Origin of the sequence: Mycolicibacterium austroafricanum, from assembly GCF_902705885.1 — a bacterium.
In the GTDB taxonomy this organism is placed as follows: Bacteria; Actinomycetota; Actinomycetes; order Mycobacteriales; family Mycobacteriaceae; genus Mycobacterium; species Mycobacterium vanbaalenii_A.
In genome coordinates this window covers 118,720-136,453 of record NZ_CACSIP010000012.1, presented here as the reverse complement: position 1 = coordinate 136,453, position 17,734 = coordinate 118,720, and the positions used below count along the sequence as shown (strand labels likewise).

Below are 17,734 nucleotides of genomic sequence, written 5' to 3'. Positions count from 1 at the left end.
TCACACCACCAGCTCGGCGACCAGCGCGTCGACGACGGTGCGCAGGTCGCCGTCGTGCTCCTCGGCCACCCGGCGTTGCCGCTGATACGACGCACCCACGCGGTAGATGTCGGCGACCCGCGCGAGTTCGTCGCTGCAGGAAAGCGATTCCGCCACGGGCACAAGCCGTTCCAACAGGTCGTTCAGATCTTCGGTGACGAGCCGTTCATTGCTGTCGGCGTCGAGGATGATGATGGCGTCCAAGCCGTAGCGGGCCGCTCGCCACTTGTTCTCCTGGACATGCCACGGAGGCATCACCGGCAGCGCCTCGCCGGCGTCCAGGCGCCGGTCCAGGTCAACGATCAGGCAGTGCGTCAGCGCGACCAGCGCCGACAGCTCGCGCAGGTTCGACACCCCGTCGAAGATCCGCACCTCGACGGTGCCCAGGTGCGGGGAAGGTCTTACATCCCAACGGATTTCGTTCATGTGGTCGATGATCCCGGTCTTCTTCTGATCACCGACGAAGCGTTCGAACTCGCGCCACTCCTGGAAGTGGAAGGGCAGGCCCGCGGTCGGAAGCTGCTGGAACATCATGGCGCGGTTGCTGGCGTAACCGGTGTCCTCACCCTCCCAGAACGGAGATGACGCCGAGAGCGCAAGAAGGTGCGGGTAGTGGTTGAGCATCGAGGTGACGATCGGCATCACCTTGTGCGCCGAGGACACCCCCACGTGCACGTGCACACCCCAGATCAGCATCTGCCGACCCCACCACTGGGTGCGCTTGATCAGCTCCGCGTAGCGCGGATTGTCGGTCAGCTTCTGCGCAGACCAGTTCGCGAACGGGTGGGTGCCCGCGCAGAACAACTCCATGCCGCGTTCGCGGACGATGGTCCGCACCGGTCGCAGCGTCGAGGCCAGGTCGTCCATCGCCTCGCCGACGTTGTCACAGATGCCGGTGACGATCTCGACTGTGTTGCGCAGCAGTTCCTTGTGCACATGCGGGTTCTCGCCGAGCTCGGCGATCACGGTCGCGGCTTCGTTGCTCAGATCACGGGTCTCGGCGTCGACGAGCGCGAACTCCCATTCGACACCCAGCGTCGGCCGGGCCGACCCGACAAAATCGATGCGGCTACTCGCGCCCCGGTCAGGACCCCGTGATGACACCGCAGGCCACCCGTGCTCCGGCGTCGCCGGTCGCCAGGGTGGTCTGATCCGGCGGCGGATCGCCGTTGACCTGCTGGTAACGCTCTGGCGGGATGTTGGCGAAGTTGTCGGCGTCCTCGTGGATGATGATCGCGGTGCCGGCGCCGTCGAGCAGTTCCTCGGAGGTGAACGCGTCGGTGGTGGTCACCAGCATCGCCGAACCGTCCTCGCGCACCTGCAGTGAGGACAGGTCCCCGCTTGCGGGATGTCCGCTGTGGCCCGGCACCTGAAGGTGGCCGCCGGCGGAGGCGAAGTCGGCGGGAGCGCCGCCGGTCGGCGCCACCGAATCGGCCTCACACCGTCCGACCGAGTGGATGTGCAGTCCGTGGAAGCCGGGGGCGAGCTCGCCGGCGGCGGTGGTCTGCACGGTGACGGTGGCGTACCCGTCGGCGAACGCGATCTCGGCGGTGGCGACGGTGGTGCCGTCGGCGAGGTTGAGGTCCGCGGTCAGGATCTCGCTGCCGGATCCCTGCTGCCCGCCCTGCTCGCCGGGTGAGGCCGACGGAGACGGCGAACCGGTCCAGATCGCCGGCGTGGTGCCGGGCGTGTCGGCGATGGGTTCGTTGGGACTGCAGGCGGTCAACGCGAGAGCGGGCACGGCGAACATGGTGACGGCGGCGACGGTCCTGAGCATGTGCAAGAGCCTAGCCGGTGACCGCCACAACCACTCCTGGCGGTTGCTCGATCAGTTCGGGGACGCGGGGAGCGACCGGCGCCTCCAGCAGTCGGCCCAGGTCTTCGGCGGCCTGCTGCTCGCCCGGGGCGTCGCTGAAGAACACCGTGGTGACAGTCGTCTCGGGCAACGTCAGGTTGCCGGTCTCGGTGACGTTCCAGCCGTCCTCGCGCAGCCTGTCGGCCGTCGCCTCGGCGACGCCCGGGGCCTCGGAGATGTTGAACACCCGCACGTCGGGTCTGGCGGGTTCGGCCGGCGGAGGTGTGGTGGTGGTTGTGGTGGTGGCCGTCGTCGTGGCGATCGACGAGTCGACTCCGTCGGAGTCGCTGCGCAGCGCCTGGAACCCGACAAGCAGGAAGACCACGCCGAGGAACAGCAGCACCATCACCATGGCACGCAGGGGCAGGCCCGAGGATTCTCGCTGGTTCATTGGGCCCTACTGTATCCAGAGCGGGTGGCAAGCAGAAAAGAGCTCAGGCGGCGGCTCAGGTGACGTCGAACCCGAGCCGGCGTGCAGCTCGGGCCTTCTGCCGGCTGGCGCGCAACCGTCGCAGCCGTTTGACCAGCATCGGGTCCGCTGCCAACGCCTCAGGACGGTCGACGAGGGCGTTGAGCACCTGGTAGTACCTGGTGGCCGACATCGAGAACAGTTCCTTGATGGCGTCCTCTTTGGACCCCGCGTACTTCCACCACTGCCGCTCGAAGGCCAGGATGTCGTGCTCGCGGCGGGTCAGCCCGTCGGCGGGGGCGGCGCCGTCCGCGGAGTCCCCCGACTTCTCAGTCCGCGCGATCGCCCCGTCCATTCGCTTCTTGAGCCCTTCCGACACTCGAAAATTACATCCCTGTGGTTCGGCCCGTATTCAATCACGGGTTGGTCACAGATGCCGTCACCATCGCCGCGAGTCGGCGCACCGAGGTCGCCGCTTAAGCTCTCCTGCATGGCCGTAGTACCCATCCGCATCGTGGGAGATCCCGTCCTACACACCGCGACCGAACCCGTGCCCGTCGGCGACGACGGTTCGTTGCCCGCCGACCTGGCCGACCTGATCACCGATCTGTACGACACGATGGACGCTGCCAACGGAGTCGGGCTGGCAGCCAACCAGATCGGCGTCGCCAAGCGGGTCTTCGTGTTCGACTGCGCAGACGCCCGCGGCAAGGTGACGCGGCGGCGCGGGGTGGTCGTCAACCCGGTCCTGGAGACCTCCGAGGTCCCCGAGACCATGCCGGACCCCGAGGACGACGACGAGGGCTGCCTGTCGGTGCCGGGTGAGTCGTTCCCGACCGGCCGGGCGACGTGGGCGCGGGTGACTGGCCTGGATGCAGACGGCACGCCGATCACGCTCGAGGGTTCGGACCTGTTTGCCCGGATGTTGCAGCACGAGACGGGTCACCTCGACGGTTTCCTGTACCTCGACCGGTTGGTCGGACGAAACGCCCGCAGCGCCAAACGGGCGGTCAAGTCGCACGGTTGGGGCGTGCCCGGGTTGTCGTGGATGCCCGGCGAAGACCCCGACCCGTTCGGCCACTGACCGGTGGTGGACCTGCCTGCGCCCGGTACCCGCGTCAGTCTGCGGTACCGGTTGCCGGCCGGGGCGGTGCCGCCGCACACCGATGTGGTCGGCCATCTGCTGGACGTCGGGGCGACCGTGCGGGTGCGGAACAGACACGGTGAGGTCGTCGACGTCGCGGTCGACGACGTTCTCGCGGTCCGGGTTGTGCCGGAGCTTCCGGTGCGCACCGGCGAGATCCGCAATCTCGAGCACGCCGCGGCGCTCGGGTGGCCGGGCACCGAACAACACTGGCAGGACGGGTGGCTGCTGCGCTACGGGCTCGGCAGCACTCGGCGTGCGAATTCCGCAGTGCCGCTGCGGTTCACCTCGCACGCCGAGATCGCCGCGGCCGCGGACTGGTACGCGTCTCGCGGTGTGCCCGCCCTGATCTCCGCGCCGGACCGGCTGTTCAGAGTGCCCGCCGCAGTGCCGGTGGAGGCCGAGAACCTGGTGATGGCGGGTGATCTCGGTGATGCCACCGGCGCGCCGGAGATGACGCTGACCGCGCGTCCCAGCGCGAGCTGGAGACAGGTGAACCGGCGCGACGTCCCGGACGAGGTGCTCACCGCGGTCGTCGACGGGGTGGTGGTTTTCGGCGAGCTCGCCGGCGCGGCGGTGGGGCGCGCGGTGGTCACCGAGGCGCCGGACGGCACCCGGTGGGTGGGGGTGTCGGCGGTACACGTGGCCGACGACGTCCGGCGGCAGGGCCTCGCACGAACGCTGTGCGCGGGGCTGCTGGCCTGGGGACGCGAGCACGGCGCGACCCGGGGTTACGTCCAGGTGGTCGCCGACAACACTGCGGCGCGGGCACTCTACGAGTCGATGGGGTTTGTCGTGCACCACCGCTCGCGCTATGTCCGCGCCGCGCATCTGTTGGAAACTCAGTCCTCGTAGGGTTTAGCCATGCGCCTGGCCACCTGGAACGTCAACTCCATCCGCACCAGGGTCGATCGTGTCACCGACTGGCTGGCACGCGCCGACGTGGACGTGCTGGCGATGCAGGAGACCAAGTGCACCGACGAGCAGTTCCCGACGATGCCGTTCGCCGCGCTGGGCTACGACGTCGTGCACTGCGGCTTCAACCAGTGGAACGGCGTGGCCATCGCCTCCCGGATCGGTATCGACGACGTCCAGGTCGGCTTCGACGGCCAGCCGACGTGGACTGACAAGCCCGACGTGGAGGCCGCCGCCGAGGCCAGGGCGCTGGGCGCCACGTGCGGCGGGGTGCGCGTGTGGAGTCTCTACATCCCCAACGGCCGGACCGTCGACTCCGCGCACTACGTCTACAAGCTGCAATGGCTTGCCGCGCTTCGGGAGACAGCGGCAGCGTGGCTGACCCACGATCCGGCGGCACCGATCGCGCTGGTGGGCGACTGGAACATCGCCCCGACCGACGACGACGTCTGGGACGTCGAGTTCTATCGGGGCAGCACCCACGTCACCGAAGCCGAGCGGGCGGCCTTCGGTTCGATCGTCGACGCCGGTTTCACCGACGTGGTGCGGCCGTTCACGCCAGGGCCCGCGGTGTACACCTACTGGGACTACACCCAGCTGCGGTTCCCGAAGAACCGCGGCATGCGCATCGACTTCATCCTCGGCTCGCCCGCACTGAGCGGGCGGGTCGCCCATGCCGAGATCGTGCGCGACGAACGCAAAGGAAAGCAGCCCAGCGACCATGCGCCCGTGTTGGTGGAACTGACGGACGCCTGAGACCCTGTTGAGCCCCCACCGTTCTAGGAAGATCGGGTGGCCGCTGCGACGATCGCGTCACCCTGGACCGCAACCGGCTTCGCCTCCAGCGGTGCGGTCGCCGGCCCGTTGGCCACTGTCCCGTCGAGGTTGAACCTGCTGCCGTGGCACGGGCACACGATCGCACCGTCGACGATTGCGGACACGTGGCATCCGGCGTGGGTGCACACAGATGAAAGACCGGTGAACGTGCCCGCCGCGGGCTGGGTGATCACGATGTCGTCGACGATCACCCCCGATCCGACGGGGACATCTGCCGTCTTGGCGAGTTGTTCTGGGCCACTGGGGGAATCGATGGCGTCGGCGGCTGGTCTCCTGCCATAGGTGGTGCAGGCCGACAGCACGGCGGCGAGAGCGCCGAGGCCGGTGCCGACGATGAGCGTTCGGCGTCGCGAGCGGAAGACCCCGGAGTACATGAATGACCCTTTCTAGAGAGTGAGGCCGCTGGTTTGGAAAAACCACAGCGCCGAGGTGAGCCAGGTGAACACCAGCCCGAAGAACACGAACCCGCCGACGATCGGGATCACCCAGCCACGATGGCCCTTCCGGGTGAGCAGCAGCATCTTCGTGACGAAGACGCCATAGAAGAAGCACCCGAACAGCGAGTGGAACAGCACCCGGGTGTCGGTGGCCTGGAAGCCGAGCGCGTAGAGGCAGTGCACCGCCACCGGTACCGTTGCCAACACGGCGAACCGCCCCGACCACACGTGTGCGGTACTGATCCAGGACGGGGCCCGCCCACCGAGCAAGCCGTACATCGCGAACGCCGAGGCGAACTGAAACAGCGCGAGGACCAGCGCCAGCGTCGCCGACCACGTCTTCACGGCGACGCCACTGGAGAACCCCGCGACGTTGGTCGAAAAGAACTGCGGGTCATGTACTTTGCCGAACACACCGAGTCCGACGGCGATGCACGCCCCGATGAGCACTGCGACCGCGGCGCCGATTCCAGCAGGCCGGGTTCCGGTCGACAGGGCGTCAGAAGACAGGGTTTCGGTCGCCGGTTCAGTAGACATCGTCTGCACCGTCGACTGCGGGCGACGCGACCGACCCGGCCGTGAAGTCCCACGACTTCGCACCGAGGGTCAGCGTGCCTGCGATCGAGGCTCCATCGAGGTGTCCCGTGAGCCGACCGGTCTGGTCATTGCCCGCGAGCGCGAGCGCACCGTTGGTGGCGCTGCCGCGTAACCACACCTCGACGGCGTTGCCGTCGCACGCGTACGCCTTCGCGCTCTGACCGTCGATCGTGACCTCGAGGGTGATGACTCCGGCTGCGGTCGGGATCTCGCCGACGTAGTCCGCCCTGGCGGGGAACGCTGCGGGGGGTGGCGGGCTGGGCACCTCCGGCGTCGCGGTCGCTGCCGGGGTCGCGCCGGCGGACTGCGCGACGGGCGCGTTGATCGCTGCCGGCCCCGTCTGCTGCGACACGTTCGCCACCCAGATTCCACCGCCGACCGCGGCGACGGCCGCCAGTGTCAGTATCGGCCCGATGCTGTTGCTTGCCATGTGACCAGCATGAACGGCGGCGCAGCGGGTTTCATGAAGATCCTGTGGAGGTCTCGGGGAGATCAGCCGAATGCCACTGCAGGGTTCCCTCCGCGCGGCCGCTGCGCTAGCGTGGCACCGTCCACACACGGGAGCACGCACCAAGCGCGCTGAGAGGACGGGTAGTCCCGTCGACCGTACGAACCTGACCGGGTAATGCCGGCGTAGGGAGAAGCACATGCCTGACGTTTCCGTCGACCCCTCTGTCACCACAGGCCCGATCGCGGGCAGCACCAAGATCTACCGGCACGGCGTGCCGTTTCGTCGGGTCAACCTCACCAACGGCGAACATCTCGACCTCTATGACACCTCCGGGCCCTACACCGACGACACTGCGGTCATCGACCTGGCGGCCGGCCTGCCCGCCCGTCCGGGGGTGGTGCGCGACCGCGGCACGCAGCTTCAGCGGGCGCGTACCGGCGAGGTCACCGCCGAGATGGCCTTCATCGCCGAACGGGAGGGGGTGCCGGCCGAACTGGTGCGCCACGAGGTGGCCCGGGGCCGTGCGGTCATCCCGGCCAACCACAACCATCCCGAGGCCGAACCGATGATCATCGGCAAGGCGTTCGCGGTGAAAGTCAATGCCAACATCGGCAATTCGGCGGTCTCGTCCTCGGTCGCCGAAGAGGTCGACAAGATGGTGTGGGCCACCCGATGGGGAGCCGACACGATCATGGACCTGTCCACCGGCCGCGACATCCACCTCACCCGGGAGTGGATCCTGCGCAACTCGCCGGTGCCCGTCGGCACGGTTCCGCTCTACCAGACGCTGGAGAAGACCAACGGAGACCCGGCCGAGCTGACGTGGGAGTTGTACCGCGACACGGTGATCGAACAGTGCGAGCAGGGCGTGGACTACATGACCGTGCACGCGGGCGTGTTGATGCGCCACATCCCGCTGACCGTCGACCGGGTGACCGGAATCGTCTCGCGTGGCGGTTCGATCATGGCGGCGTGGTGCCTGGCCCACCACCAGGAATCGTTCCTCTACACGAACTTCGAAGAGCTCTGCGACATCCTGGCCCGCTACGACGTGACGTTCTCCCTCGGTGACGGACTGCGCCCGGGGTCGATCGCCGATGCCAACGACGCCGCCCAGTTCGCCGAGCTCGAGACACTCGGTGAGCTCACCAAGATCGCCAAAGCCCATGGCGTTCAGGTGATGATCGAAGGCCCGGGCCACGTTCCCATGCACAAGATCGTCGAGAACGTCCGGCTCGAGGAAGAGCTCTGCGAGGAAGCACCCTTCTACACCCTCGGTCCGCTGGCCACCGACATCGCACCCGCATACGACCACATCACCTCGGCCATCGGGGCGGCGATCATCGCGCAGGCGGGTACCGCGATGCTGTGCTACGTCACCCCGAAGGAACACCTCGGGCTGCCGAACCGCAAGGACGTCAAGGACGGCGTGATCGCCTACAAGATCGCCGCCCACGCCGCCGACCTGGCCAAGGGACACCCGCACGCACAGCTTCGTGACGACGCGCTGTCTCGTGCCCGGTTCGAATTCCGTTGGCACGACCAGTTCGCGCTGTCTCTGGACCCGGACACCGCGCGTGAGTTCCACGATGAGACGCTGCCCGCGGCACCGGCCAAGACCGCCCACTTCTGTTCGATGTGCGGCCCCAAGTTCTGCTCGATGCGGATCACCCAGGACGTGCGGGATGCGATGGCGGACAAGTCGCGGGAGTTCACCGAGTCGGGCGGCAAGGTCTACCTACCGGTGGTCACGACGTGAAGTTCCTGCCGCTGCCGCCGCCGGGGCAGACGCCACAGCGCGTCATGACGATCGCCGGCTCGGACTCCGGCGGCGGCGCAGGCATCCAGGCCGACTTGCGGACCTTCGCCCTTCTCGGCATCCACGGTCTGGTCGCGGTCACCGCGGTGACCGTGCAGAACTCGCTGGGTGTCAAGGGCTTCCATGAGATACCCGTCGACGTCATCGCCGGCCAGATCACCGAGGTGGCCTCTGACATCGGCGTCCAGGCAGCCAAGACCGGCATGCTTGCGTCCTCCGAGATCATCGACACCGTCGCCGAGACCTGGCGGGGACTCGACGGCGATGCGCCGCTCGTCGTCGATCCGGTGTGCGCCTCCATGCATGGCGACCCGTTGCTGCACCCGAGCGCACTGAGCTCGATGAAGGCCAACCTGTTCCCGCTCGCCACGCTGGTCACGCCCAACCTCGACGAGGTCCGCCTGCTCACCGGCATCGAGGTCGTCGACGACGACAGCCAACGCACAGCGGCCAGGGAACTGCACGCACTGGGCCCGCAGTGGGCGCTGGTCAAGGGCGGCCATCTGCGGTCCTCGGCCCACAGCCCCGATCTGTTGTTCGACGGCACCGACTTCCACGAATTCGATTCCCCCCGGATCGATACCGGACACGACCACGGGGCCGGCGACACGTTGGCGGCTGCGATCGCCTGTGCCCTCGCGCAAGGTCACTCCGTGCCCGACGCGGTCGCGTTCGGGAAGCGGTGGGTGACCGAATGCCTGCGCGCTGCATACCCGCTGGGCCACGGCCACGGACCGGTCTCCGCACTCTTCCGCCTCGGCTGATGGACCAGATCGCCGGCATCGTGCACGAGCCCGCAGGCACTCCTGCGGGCACGGTGGCACTGACGCACGGCGCCGGGGGCAGCAGGGAGTCACCTCTGCTCAAGGCGATCTGCGAGGAATGGGCGCGCCGGGGTTGGCTTGCGGTGCGGTACAACCTGCCCTACCGCAGGCGGCGCCCGAAAGGTCCGCCCTCGGGCTCGCAAGCCGCCGACCGGGCGGGAATCCTCGAGGCGGTGGCCGCGGTGCGCGACCTGGCCGACGGACCGGTGATCGCCGGCGGCCACTCCTACGGCGGGCGCCTCACCTCGATGGCGGTCGCCGACGACGGCCTCGACCTCGACGTGCTCACCCTGTTCTCCTATCCCCTGCATCCGCCTGGGAAGCCGGAACGCGCGCGCACCGAGCATCTGCCGCGGATCGGGGTACCGACGGTGTTCACCCACGGAACCGCGGACCCGTTCGGCAGCCTCGAGGAACTGCGCCCGGCCGCCGGCCTGTTCACCGCGCAGACCCGGATCCTCGAGGTCACCGGCGCCAGGCACGACCTCGCCTCCAAGAAGCTCGACGTGCCTGTTCTGGCCGTCGAGGCCGCACTGGGCCTGCTCGGCTGAGCTATCGTCGAGTCGTGACCGCGCCGCCCCCTCCGCCATTGCCGTATCAGGGCGGCCCGCCCGGCTGGTACCCCCCGCCACCGCCCCGGAAGAAGACAAAATGGTGGGTGCTGGGCGGCATCGTGCTCGCGGTGCTGATGGTCATCGTGACCGGCGCCGTCGTCCTGCTGGTGATCACCAGCGACGGTGACGTGACGGCCACCGAGGTCGAGGTCGGCACCTGCCTGGCCGAGATCCCGGCCGGTGCCGAGGTGAGCCGGCTGAAGACCGTCGACTGTGACCAGACGCACGCCGGCGAGGTCTTTGCCCTGTTGACGATTCCCGACGGCGACTTCCCCGGCAGGCAGGCGATCGACGCGTTCGCCACGAATTGTGCGCCGGAACTCGGTATCTACTCACCCCGATCGACGACCGACGACGGGGTGCAGCTCTATGTGCTCTACCCCACCGCCGAGACCTGGGCCGACGGCGATCGGGCGGTGACCTGCATTGCGACCCTCGACCCGCCGCGCACCGGTTCGATAAAAGGCTGATACCTCGGGTACCGTTTCTCCATGACTTCGGAGCGCTTTGACGCGGTCATCGTGGGTGCCGGCTTTGCCGGCATCGGTGCCGCGATCCAGCTGAAGCGGATGGGTTACGAGAACTTCGTGATCCTGGACCGCGAGGACGACCTGGGGGGCACGTGGTACGTCAACCACTACCCCGGCCTGGCTGTCGACGTTCCCACCACCACGTACTCGTACTTCTTCGAGCCGAACCCGAACTGGTCCCGGCTGTTCGCCACCGGCAACGAGATCAAGCAGTACGCCGACGACGTCGCCGACAAGTACGACGTGCGCCGCCACATGCGTTTCAGCACCACCGTCGAGGGCGCGCGGTGGGACGAGGACGCCAGGCTCTGGCGGGTCGGGTTGGCCGACGGCCAGACGCTGTCCACCCAGTACCTGATCACCGCCACCGGTTTCCTGTCGCAGCCGCACGTCCCCGACATCCCGGGTATCACGGAGTTCGACGGCCGCATCGTCCACACCACCGCGTGGGACGACTCCTACGACCCGGCCGGTGAACGCATCGCGATCATCGGCACCGGCGCCACCGCCGTGCAGCTCATCCCCGAGCTGGCGAAGAAGGCCGCCGACCTGACGGTCTACCAGCGGACCCCGATCTTCGTGGTGCCGAAATTCGACCTGCACTTCTCCGAGCGCGCCAAGCGGCTGTTCGCACGGGTACCGGTGACCCAGCGCATCATCCGGGCCGTGACCGACTCCATCTACGAATGGGTGGTCTCGGTGGGCGTCGTGCACTACTGGCGGACCCGGGGCCGGTTCAACATCGCCGCGGCCGACCTCTCGAAGACGCTGCGGTGGGCGACGATCCGCGACAAGCAGCTCCGGGCCAAGCTGACTCCGGACTACGACTTCGGATGCAAACGTCCGACGTTCTCCAACAGCTACTACCGCACCTTCAACAAGCCCCACGTGCACCTTCAGGACGGTGGGATCGCCCGGATGGAGGCCGACGGCATCGTCGCCAATGACGGTACGAAGACGGTCGTCGACACCCTGGTGCTGGCCACCGGCTTCGACCTGTGGGAGGCCAACTTCCCCGCCATCGAGGTCATCGGACGGAATGGACGAAATCTCGGTAAATGGTGGCGCGACACCAGGTTCCAGGCCTACCAGGGCGTCTCGATGCCGCTGTTCCCCAACTACCTGTCGCTGGCCAGCCCGTACGCCTTCCTGGGGTTGAACTTCTTCAACACGATGGAATACCAGATGCGGCACATGGAACGGCTGCTCGGGGAGATGAAACAGCGCGGCGCCACCACTTTCGAGGTGACCGAAGAAGCCAACACCCGATACCTGGACCGCATGACGGAGCTGCTCGGCGAGTCGCTGTTCCTCAATGCCGACTGCGCATCGGCACGGTCGTACTACTTCAACCCCAGCGGGGAGCCCACTCTGCTGCGGCCGATGTCCACCCGCAAGGCGATCAAAGAGGCCGGCGAATTCCCGCTGACCGACTACCAGATCAACTAGGAGCTGCAGTGCCGAAAGAGAATTCGCGTGTCGCGACCGTGGGCGGTCTCGCGCTCGCCGTCACCGGGCTGGCGCACTTCGTCGCCCCGCAGCTTTTCGAGGGACTCACCGAATCGGCGTTCCCCACCAACACCCGCCAGCACGTCTACATCGACGGTGGAATCGAGACCGCTGTCGGGCTCGGACTGGCGGCACCGCAGACACGCAAGGCGGCGGTGGTCGTCCTGATCGGGTACCTGCTCTACATGGTCGGCAACGTCGTACGCAACCGGTAGCGACCCAGCAGCGTCATGTCCACCAGCCGTTCCACGGTTGCCCGGACCTCGGTCGAGTTCGAGTAACGCACCAGCCGGCCGATGTCGATCACCAGCGACATCGCCGCGTGCACCGCAAAACGTGCTTGTCCCTGTGTCCATTCCGGCCGCACGGCGACCACCAGCTCGACCCACGTCTGGACCGTCGACCTCTGCATGTCATGCAGGATCCGCTGATCGGCCGCAGTCATGTTGAGCCGTTCGTTGTAGTAGACGTAGTCCAGTTCGGGCCGGCCGAAGGACCTGGTGACGTAGGCGTCGGTCACCGCCGTGAGCGCGTCCTCGGGGTCGCTGACCGTCGCCGCGATCGTCGCCAAGTCGGCGGACAGTCGGTCCGCGGCACGCCGGAAGGCGGCGGCGAGGATGTCGCTCTTGCCCGAGAAGTACTTGTAGATACCGGAAGTCGGAATCCCCACCGCCGAGGCGATGTCGTCCATACTGGTGTCGCGGTAACCATTGAGGTTGAACAGCCTCATCGACTCGGTCAGCAGCGCTTCGTATTTGGCGGGGTCGACCCTTCGGGTGGCGACGTCGGGCTCGTGCTGCGCCCCGGCGTCGGGGAGATCCGTGGCGAGCACCTTGTCGACGAGTTGCGCCAGCAGAACCTGCACCTGGGCGGCGGGCAGCTTCGCCCGGTGGTCGACGATGCTTCCGATCACCGACAGCGCCGCCGTCGACAGCGTCGTGAGCTGCCGCGGCGTGAGTCCGGGACGAAGCGCCGCCAGCGGTCGCTGGATTCGGTGGTGCACGGTGCGGAGCTGGTCGATCAGCAGGGCCTGGTCGTCACCGTGCAGATAGCGGGCCTCCCACCGGTACAGGCCCCCGGCAGCCCGGTTCGCCATCGCCGTATCGATGAGGGCTGACACCAGCCCGTCCAGCACCTGCTGCGGTTGCGCACCGTCGACGTCGATTTCCGCGGTGCAGTCCACCAACTGCTGACCGAGGTTGAGAACCGCGCCCCGAAAGAGCTCGTACTTGCTTGAGTAGTGGCGATACAGCGCCGCAGCGGAGATCCCGACCCGCGACGCGATGGACTCCATGCTCACGCCGTGATAGCCCAGCTCACTGAACGCTTCGGCCGATGCCCGCGCAATCTGCGCCTTGCGATCCTTCGGCCGACGTCGGATGCCGTGCTCACCGGCGGTGCGCGCCATGGGGCTCACGATATCGGAGGCCGCCGCCCGCCTGCGAATCGACGTTAACTTAGGACTGGCTTGGGTTCAGCCACCCCCGGTCCGGCTGGCGGCCCGCTTCGTCATGGTGTGTAGTCGCAGACGTGCGACTCACCTGGAAGCCCGTTGATTCACGGTCGGACTCCGACTTCGTCGTCGCGCCCGACGAGCGGCTGAGCTGGCCGCGCACGCTGGGGCTGGGCGCCCAGCATGTGGTGGCCATGTTCGGGGCCACGTTCCTGGTGCCGGTGCTCACCGGATTCCCGCCCGCGACCACCCTGTTGTTCTCCGGCGTCGGGACAATCCTGTTCCTGCTCATCACCGGTAACCGGCTACCGAGCTATCTGGGATCGAGCTTCTCGGTGATCGCTCCGGTCACCGCCGCGGTCGCGGCCCAGGGCACCGGCAGTGCACTCGGTGGCATCGTGGCGGTCGGGCTGCTGCTCATCCTCGTCGGCGCGGTGGTGCACCTGGCCGGGACCCGCTGGCTCGACCTGACCCTGCCGCCGGTGGTGACGGGGGCGGTGGTGGCGCTCATCGGCTTCAACCTGGCGCCCGCGGCCAAGGGGAACTTCGAGGAAGGGCCACTGCTCGGTCTGGTCACGCTGGTGCTGCTGGTCGGCGCCCTCGCGTTCTTCCGCGGCATGGTCGGCAGGCTCGCGATCTTCCTGGCGGTGGTGGCCGGCTACCTGCTGGGACTGGTTCTCGGCGACGTCGACACGTCGGCGATCGCGTCGGCGGCGTGGATCGGGCTGCCCGAGTTCCAGACGCCGGCGTTCAGCCTCTCGGTGCTGCCGATGTTCCTGCCCGCGGTGATCGCTCTGATCGCCGAGAACATCGGCCACGTCAAGTCGGTCGGCCAGATGACACGCACCGACATGAACCCGCTGATGGGCCGCGCGCTCGCCGCGGACGGGGTGGCCACCACGCTGGCCGGCCTCGGCGGCGGTTCGGCGACCACGACCTACGCCGAGAACATCGGGGTGATGGCCGCGACCCGGGTCTACTCGACAGCGGCGTACTGGGTCGCCGCTGCCGTGGCGATCGTGTTGTCGTTGTGCCCCAAGGTGGGCGCGGTGATCTCGGCGGTGCCGGCCGGTGTGCTCGGCGGTGCCACCATCGTGCTCTACGGTCTCGTCGGCATCCTCGGCGTGCGGATCTGGCTGACCAACCACGTCGACTTCTCCAAACCCGTCAATCAGATGACAGCCGCCATCCCACTGGTCATTGGCATCGCCGACTTCACCTGGCAGGCAGGCGATCTCACCTTCACCGGGATCGCACTGGGTTCCATCGCCGCGTTGCTGGTCTACCACGGCATGCGACTGCTGGGCTTCCGGCCCGAGGTTAGGGCGCCCGCCGATGGCGCTGATCCCGCGGCGGCACCCCGTTGACCCCGTCGATGCTCCGGGCGTAGCTTCCGACCGTGAAAGCGATGGTCGAGGCGGTGATCAGCAACGCCTCGCGGTCGACGTTGTCGATCGTGTCGCGGGGGGTGTGGTAGTTCGGATCAAAGGCGACGTCGGCCTGACCACCCCAGATCCGTTCCTGAACTGCCGTTTTGCGCTGTGACGACCCGGTGGTGATCCCGCCGATCGGGACGCCCGCCGCCAGGAACGGGGCGTAGTCGGTGTTTCTGCCCAGCGGAATGTCCGCCGGGCGGACACCGGCCAGGTTGAGGTGCCCGGCCAGCGTGCGCTCGATGCCGGCGGCGCCCTCGGGGACCTCACGAACCTGCGGGCCGGTCACCGACGACTGATCGCCGTCGTCGGTGAAGTAGCCGGCGTTGGGCGAGGCGACCATGTCGAAGTTCAGGTAGAGCGCGATGTCGTCGAGCTGTTCACCGGTCAGCGAGCGAACGTAGTCCGTGGACCCGTCCGCGGAGATCTCCTCGGCTCCCCAGAACGCGAACCGCACCGCGTTGTCACCCGGTGGCCGGGCGCCGAGTTGCAGCGCGGTCTCCAGCACCGCGGCCACCCCGGACCCGTTGTCGTTGATGCCCGGCCCCGACCGCACGCTGTCGAGGTGCGCACCGACGACCACGACGTTGCCGGTGTCACCGGAGGCGGTCTGCGCGACCACATTGCGCGAGGTGGTCATCACCGGCTCATTGTCGAGCACCAACGTCACCGGCGCGGTGGTCCGGCGCAGCGCCGCATCCGCGGTGGGGTCGATGATGCCGACCGGGACCGTGAGATTTCCGTAGTAACCGGGCGTGAACAGACTGGGGGGCGCCCCGACCGGTTTGGTCGGGTTGGCCCGGCTGACCACCAGCATTCCGACCGCACCTTCGGCGAGCGCGGCGGCCTGCTTGTCGACGATCGAGCATTCGCTGTCGTCGACCACGGCGATGGCTCCCTCGACCGACACCGAGTCGTAGTCGGCCTGCTTGCACCCGGCGGGCTCACCCGGCCTGAAGGTCAGCGCACGCAGCCCGCCCGGCGGGGTGGTGATCAGCAGCGACACCTGGTCGACCCGGTGTTCGCGGCCCGCGACCGTCAGCGCCGGCGCACCCCCACGGGATCCGGAGAGTCGTTCGAACTGCGGTGTCTGCACCTCGAATCCGCTCTCCCGCAACCGGTCGGCGACGTAGTCGACACTGGCCTGGTGCCCCGGCGAGCCGTCGGCCCGGTTGCCGTCGTTGGCGTCGGCGATCCGCTGCAACTCCAGCAGATGGCGGTAGACGCCGTCGATGGTCATCTGCCGTGCCAGTTGCGCACCCAGCGCCGGTTCGGGTCGTGGGGGGTCCGACGCGCAGGACGTCACGGCCATCACCGTCAGCATCACGATGGCCGCACACCACCGTCGGGTCATGACTCTTCGAGCGGATGACGAGTACGGTCCTCACGCACCGGAATGCCGTTGCGGCCGCGCTGGTCCTGCGCGTACAGACCCACCGCGTAGGCGACGCCGCCGCCGTGGATCTGCATCGCCGTCCGGTCGATCTTGTCCAGGGTGTCGGTGTCCTTGTGGTAGTTCGGGTCGAAGGGCTCGCCGGCCTGGCCGCCCCACAGCTCGGCCTGCCGCGCCGACTTCTCCGAGTCCCCGCCCGAGAACAGCCCTCCCGCAGGCACTCCCGATCTGGTGAAGCCATCGTAGTCGGACCTGCCGTCGAACGAGGTGTCCTCGCCGGGCTTGCCCTGACTGTCGAGGTAGTCGACCAGGGTCCGCTCGATTCCGGCCGAGCCCTCGGGGACCCGGGGGTTGCCCCGTCGTGGGTCGGGTGCGGTCGACTGGTCGCCGTCGTAGGTGAAGTACCCGGGGTTGGGCGAGCCGATCATGTCGAAGTTCAGGTACAGCGCGATGTCTTTGAGCGCGTCGGCGTCCAGCGACTCGACGTAGTTGTTGGAACCGAGCAGCCCGAACTCCTCGGCACCCCAGAACCCGAACCTGACGGCATTGTTGATCTGCGGCGAGCTTCCCAGTTGCAGCGCGGTTTCCAGCACCGCCGCGACCCCGGAGGCGTTGTCGTTGATCCCGGGCCCCTCGGCAACGCTGTCGAGATGCGCACCGACCATGACGACGTCGGCGGTCGAACCCGTCTGGGTCTGCGCGATCACGTTGCGGGTCTGCTCGATCCGGACCCCGGCGTTGAGCGTGATCGCCACCGGCGCGCCCGACTGTCCGCGCACCTGCGCGCCCGCATCCCTGGTCACGCTGACAACCGGGATGCGCACCTCGGTGTCCTCCCCGAGAGTGCCGCCCATCTCGTCGCCGCCCTCGTTGTTGGCGACGATCAGCGCCACCGCGCCGCGTTCGGCGGCGGCTGCCTGCTTGGCGCCGAATGGGCACGACCCACGATCGACCAGCACCACCGCGCCTTCCACGGGCAGTCCGTCATAGTCCCCGGCGGTGCAGCCCGGCGTGTCCTCCACCCGGGCGGGCACCAGCGGTCCGGTGACGCCGGCGGGCTCGGTGCCGATCGTGTACTCCAACGGCCTGGCTTCGACAGCATTGCCGGCAACGGTCAGGGCCGGCTCGTCGGCCCACGGGATCCGCACCTCGAACTCCGGGGTGTCCACGTCGAACCCCTTGTCCCGCAATGCGTCGACGACGTAGTCCAGGCTCGCGTCATAACCCGGGGTGCCGAGCGCGCGGTTGCCGTCGTGGGCATCGGCGATCTCGGCGAACCTGCCGAGGTGCGCCATCATCGCATCGACGGTGACCTGCTGGCGGAGCCCGTCGGCGAACTCCACCGCCGCGGCCGCGTCGGGATCCGGGGTCGGCGAAGGGACGGGAGTGGCCTGCCTACTGCAGCCGCCGATCGCGAGGACGACGGCGGCCAGCACAGCCGTGATCGTCCGTTCAGTGCGCGTCACGCCACCACG

General features: G+C 68.1%; 20 protein-coding genes. 10 read left to right on the top strand and 10 right to left on the bottom strand.

Annotation, left to right across the window (positions count from 1 at the left end; genetic code table 11):
* The 4 genes from BEMPMBAN_RS09375 to BEMPMBAN_RS09360 are packed head-to-tail and all read right to left on the bottom strand — an operon-like array spanning position 1 to position 2,658.
* Positions 1 to 1,143, bottom strand: a complete 1,143-nt coding sequence (locus tag BEMPMBAN_RS09375; protein WP_159230087.1) for a glutamate--cysteine ligase — start codon at positions 1,141 to 1,143, stop codon at positions 1 to 3.
* Complete coding sequence (gene sodC, locus BEMPMBAN_RS09370; protein WP_159230086.1) at positions 1,124 to 1,816, bottom strand: superoxide dismutase[Cu-Zn]; 693 nt, start codon at positions 1,814 to 1,816, stop codon at positions 1,124 to 1,126. The genes BEMPMBAN_RS09375 and sodC overlap by 20 nt, the downstream gene beginning before the upstream one ends.
* A 10-nt stretch (positions 1,817 to 1,826) precedes the next feature.
* The gene (locus tag BEMPMBAN_RS09365) at positions 1,827 to 2,285 is read right to left on the bottom strand and encodes a LytR C-terminal domain-containing protein (protein ID WP_159230085.1); all 459 of its coding nucleotides are present in this window, start codon (positions 2,283 to 2,285) and stop codon (positions 1,827 to 1,829) included.
* Positions 2,286 to 2,340: 55 nt separating this feature from the next.
* The gene (locus BEMPMBAN_RS09360; protein ID WP_159230323.1) at positions 2,341 to 2,658 is read right to left on the bottom strand and encodes a nucleoid-associated protein NapA; all 318 of its coding nucleotides are present in this window, start codon (positions 2,656 to 2,658) and stop codon (positions 2,341 to 2,343) included.
* Positions 2,659 to 2,793: 135 nt separating this feature from the next.
* Here BEMPMBAN_RS09360 and BEMPMBAN_RS09355 point away from each other — a divergent pair, with 135 nt between their 5' ends.
* Genes BEMPMBAN_RS09355 through BEMPMBAN_RS09345 form a run of 3 tightly spaced genes read left to right on the top strand, consistent with a single transcriptional unit; the run spans position 2,794 to position 5,118 of the window.
* Positions 2,794 to 3,387, top strand: a complete 594-nt coding sequence (locus BEMPMBAN_RS09355; protein WP_159230084.1) for a peptide deformylase — start codon at positions 2,794 to 2,796, stop codon at positions 3,385 to 3,387.
* 3 nt (positions 3,388 to 3,390) lie between these two features.
* Positions 3,391 to 4,302, top strand: a complete 912-nt coding sequence (locus BEMPMBAN_RS09350; protein ID WP_159230083.1) for an N-acetylglutamate synthase, CG3035 family — start codon at positions 3,391 to 3,393, stop codon at positions 4,300 to 4,302.
* 9 nt (positions 4,303 to 4,311) lie between these two features.
* Positions 4,312 to 5,118, top strand: coding sequence for an exodeoxyribonuclease III (locus BEMPMBAN_RS09345; RefSeq protein WP_159230082.1), 807 nt, complete (start codon positions 4,312 to 4,314; stop codon positions 5,116 to 5,118).
* A 23-nt stretch (positions 5,119 to 5,141) separates the two neighbouring features.
* Here the strand turns inward: BEMPMBAN_RS09345 and BEMPMBAN_RS09340 are convergent, their stop codons facing one another.
* From BEMPMBAN_RS09340 to BEMPMBAN_RS09330, 3 genes are read right to left on the bottom strand one after another with little or no spacing between them, the layout of a single operon-like run.
* Positions 5,142 to 5,573, bottom strand: a complete 432-nt coding sequence (locus BEMPMBAN_RS09340) for a QcrA and Rieske domain-containing protein (protein WP_159230081.1) — start codon at positions 5,571 to 5,573, stop codon at positions 5,142 to 5,144.
* Positions 5,574 to 5,585: 12 nt separating this feature from the next.
* On the bottom strand, positions 5,586 to 6,173 hold the full coding sequence (locus BEMPMBAN_RS09335; protein ID WP_234897381.1) for a DUF6529 family protein: 588 nt from the start codon (positions 6,171 to 6,173) through the stop codon (positions 5,586 to 5,588).
* Positions 6,163 to 6,663: a hypothetical protein gene (locus tag BEMPMBAN_RS09330; RefSeq protein WP_159230080.1), complete on the bottom strand. Its 501-nt coding sequence runs from the start codon at positions 6,661 to 6,663 to the stop codon at positions 6,163 to 6,165. Before BEMPMBAN_RS09330 ends, BEMPMBAN_RS09335 begins: the two co-directional genes overlap by 11 nt.
* A gap of 217 nt (positions 6,664 to 6,880) precedes the next feature.
* Here BEMPMBAN_RS09330 and thiC point away from each other — a divergent pair, with 217 nt between their 5' ends.
* From thiC to BEMPMBAN_RS09300, 6 genes are read left to right on the top strand one after another with little or no spacing between them, the layout of a single operon-like run.
* Positions 6,881 to 8,443 (top strand): phosphomethylpyrimidine synthase ThiC, encoded by a 1,563-nt coding sequence (thiC, locus tag BEMPMBAN_RS09325; protein WP_159230079.1) that lies wholly within the window; start codon positions 6,881 to 6,883, stop codon positions 8,441 to 8,443.
* Positions 8,440 to 9,267, top strand: coding sequence for a bifunctional hydroxymethylpyrimidine kinase/phosphomethylpyrimidine kinase (gene thiD, locus BEMPMBAN_RS09320; protein WP_200845927.1), 828 nt, complete (start codon positions 8,440 to 8,442; stop codon positions 9,265 to 9,267). Before thiC ends, thiD begins: the two co-directional genes overlap by 4 nt.
* The gene (locus tag BEMPMBAN_RS09315; RefSeq protein ID WP_159230078.1) at positions 9,267 to 9,878 is read left to right on the top strand and encodes an alpha/beta hydrolase family protein; all 612 of its coding nucleotides are present in this window, start codon (positions 9,267 to 9,269) and stop codon (positions 9,876 to 9,878) included. Before thiD ends, BEMPMBAN_RS09315 begins: the two co-directional genes overlap by 1 nt.
* 14 nt (positions 9,879 to 9,892) lie before the next feature.
* Positions 9,893 to 10,411: a septum formation family protein gene (locus BEMPMBAN_RS09310; RefSeq protein WP_159230077.1), complete on the top strand. Its 519-nt coding sequence runs from the start codon at positions 9,893 to 9,895 to the stop codon at positions 10,409 to 10,411.
* A gap of 21 nt (positions 10,412 to 10,432) precedes the next feature.
* Positions 10,433 to 11,920 carry a flavin-containing monooxygenase gene (locus tag BEMPMBAN_RS09305; RefSeq protein ID WP_159230076.1) on the top strand — a complete coding sequence of 496 codons (1,488 nt, stop codon included), beginning with the start codon at positions 10,433 to 10,435 and terminating at the stop codon, positions 11,918 to 11,920.
* Positions 11,921 to 11,928: 8 nt separating this feature from the next.
* Entirely contained in the window at positions 11,929 to 12,195 is a 267-nt protein-coding gene (locus tag BEMPMBAN_RS09300; RefSeq protein ID WP_159230075.1) for a DoxX-related protein, read from the top strand.
* On the opposite strand, the gene BEMPMBAN_RS09295 is transcribed toward BEMPMBAN_RS09300, so the two are convergent.
* On the bottom strand, positions 12,162 to 13,388 hold the full coding sequence (locus tag BEMPMBAN_RS09295; RefSeq protein ID WP_159230074.1) for a TetR/AcrR family transcriptional regulator: 1,227 nt from the start codon (positions 13,386 to 13,388) through the stop codon (positions 12,162 to 12,164). The two genes, BEMPMBAN_RS09300 and BEMPMBAN_RS09295, sit on opposite strands and share 34 nt — an antisense overlap.
* 122 nt (positions 13,389 to 13,510) lie before the next feature.
* Here BEMPMBAN_RS09295 and BEMPMBAN_RS09290 point away from each other — a divergent pair, with 122 nt between their 5' ends.
* Entirely contained in the window at positions 13,511 to 14,800 is a 1,290-nt protein-coding gene (locus BEMPMBAN_RS09290) for a uracil-xanthine permease family protein (RefSeq protein WP_159230073.1), read from the top strand.
* Here BEMPMBAN_RS09290 and BEMPMBAN_RS09285 read toward each other — a convergent pair.
* Both BEMPMBAN_RS09285 and BEMPMBAN_RS09280 read right to left on the bottom strand, forming a co-directional pair.
* Entirely contained in the window at positions 14,754 to 16,220 is a 1,467-nt protein-coding gene (locus BEMPMBAN_RS09285; protein WP_159230072.1) for a M28 family peptidase, read from the bottom strand. The two genes, BEMPMBAN_RS09290 and BEMPMBAN_RS09285, sit on opposite strands and share 47 nt — an antisense overlap.
* Positions 16,217 to 17,725: a M28 family metallopeptidase gene (locus tag BEMPMBAN_RS09280; protein ID WP_200845926.1), complete on the bottom strand. Its 1,509-nt coding sequence runs from the start codon at positions 17,723 to 17,725 to the stop codon at positions 16,217 to 16,219. Before BEMPMBAN_RS09280 ends, BEMPMBAN_RS09285 begins: the two co-directional genes overlap by 4 nt.
* Positions 17,726 to 17,734: the final 9 nt, after the last annotated feature.